Annotated in this window: 3 protein-coding genes; all 3 read left to right on the top strand. The window is 76.4% G+C overall.

Annotated features, from left to right (window positions below):
* Positions 1-67 precede the first annotated feature (67 nt).
* Positions 68-415: a gas vesicle protein GvpO gene (locus HUW36_RS33070; RefSeq protein WP_174531608.1), complete on the top strand. Its 348-nt coding sequence runs from the start codon at positions 68-70 to the stop codon at positions 413-415.
* A gap of 1 nt (position 416) precedes the next feature.
* On the top strand, positions 417-785 hold the full coding sequence (gene gvpJ, locus HUW36_RS33065; RefSeq protein ID WP_174531607.1) for a gas vesicle protein GvpJ: 369 nt from the start codon (positions 417-419) through the stop codon (positions 783-785).
* Positions 769-1,297: GvpL/GvpF family gas vesicle protein (locus HUW36_RS33060; RefSeq protein WP_174531606.1), on the top strand; the 529-nt coding region annotated here is incomplete at its 3' end. The genes gvpJ and HUW36_RS33060, both read left to right, overlap by 17 nt.

Raw genomic sequence — 1,297 nt, 5'->3', positions numbered from 1 at the left:
CGCCGCCCGCCCGGCGTCGGCCCACCCGCCGGCGCGGCGACCAGCAACGGGGGGCGAGGGAGAGGACATGACGACGACACGGATCCGCGGCGACGGCGATCGCCGGCGGCCGGCCGGCCGGGCCGAGGAGCGCTACCTCGACGAGAACGACGAGGAGGCGATCGGCACGGCCGAGGCGGCCCGGGAGGGGCTGCGCCAGGTCGTGGCGCTGACCGGCAAGGACCCGCTCGGGATCGTCTCGGTCCAGCCCACCGACGACGGCTGGCGGGTCGGGGTGGAGGTGGTCGAGGACCATCGCATCCCCGCGTCGACCGACCTGCTCGGCCTCTACGAGGTGGAGCTGGACATGACCGGTGACCTGCTGGGCTACCGGCGGACGCGCCGCTACCAGCGGGGCAAGGGCGACGGGGGCTGAGATGACCACAGCGCGGCAGCCGTCGGTGGTGCAGAACACCGGTCAGGTGATGGGCGCCGGACACGAGCCGGCGAACCTCGGCGACATCCTCGAACGCGTCCTCGACCGGGGCATCGTGATCGCCGGCGACATCCGGGTCAGCCTGCTCGACATCGAACTGCTCACGCTGAAGCTGCGGCTGGTCATCGCCTCGGTGGACACCGCGCGGCAGATCGGCATCGACTGGTGGGAGCACGACCCGTGGCTCAGCTCCCGGGCCCGCCCGCCGGTCGAGCCGGGACCCCGTGACCCCGAGGAGGTCGAGGCGTCCCGCCGGCCGCGCGTCGCCGCCCGGGCCGCGAGGGAGGAGTGGGATGACGACGACGGCTGAACCCGCCCCGACCGCGCCGGAGACCGGCAGTGGCGTGTGGCTGCACGGTGTGGTGGCCGAGGTGGCCCCGGCGACCCTGGCCGGGATTGCCGGGATCGCCGGCACGCCGGTGCGCGCGGTCCCCGGCGCGGGCCTCGTCGCCGTGGTCGGCGACGCGCCGTTGGCCGAGTACGGCGAGGAGGCGTTGCGCCGCAACCTGGAGGACCTGGGCTGGTTGGAACGCGCCGCGCGGGCCCACCACGCGGTGGTCGACGCGCTCTCCCGCGCCGGCGCCGTGGTCCCGGCCCGGCTCGCCACCGTCCACCGCGACGACGAGCGGGTGGCCCGGGTGCTGACCGAGCGGCACGACGAGCTGTCCGGCACGCTGGCCCGGCTCGCCGGCCGCGAGGAGTGGGGCGTCAAGGGGTACGTGGTGCCGGGCGGCGTCCCCCGCACCGAGGAACCGGGTGGCGGCGGCGGTGCGGGGGCGGCGTACCTGCGCCGGCGTCGGGCCCAGCTCACCGCCCGCGAGG

It is taken from the genome of Micromonospora maritima (assembly GCF_902825405.1).
Taxonomy (GTDB): domain Bacteria; phylum Actinomycetota; class Actinomycetes; order Mycobacteriales; family Micromonosporaceae; genus Micromonospora; species Micromonospora maritima.
The sequence above is the reverse complement of the archived record's forward strand: the minus strand, read 5'-3'. Positions and strand labels throughout refer to the sequence as shown.

Coding starts and splice junctions, on each gene's coding strand:
- HUW36_RS33070 (WP_174531608.1), top strand. CDS start 68: ATGACGACGACACGGATCCGCGGCGACGGCGATCGCCGGCGGCCGGCC.
- gvpJ (WP_174531607.1), top strand. CDS start 417: ATGACCACAGCGCGGCAGCCGTCGGTGGTGCAGAACACCGGTCAGGTG.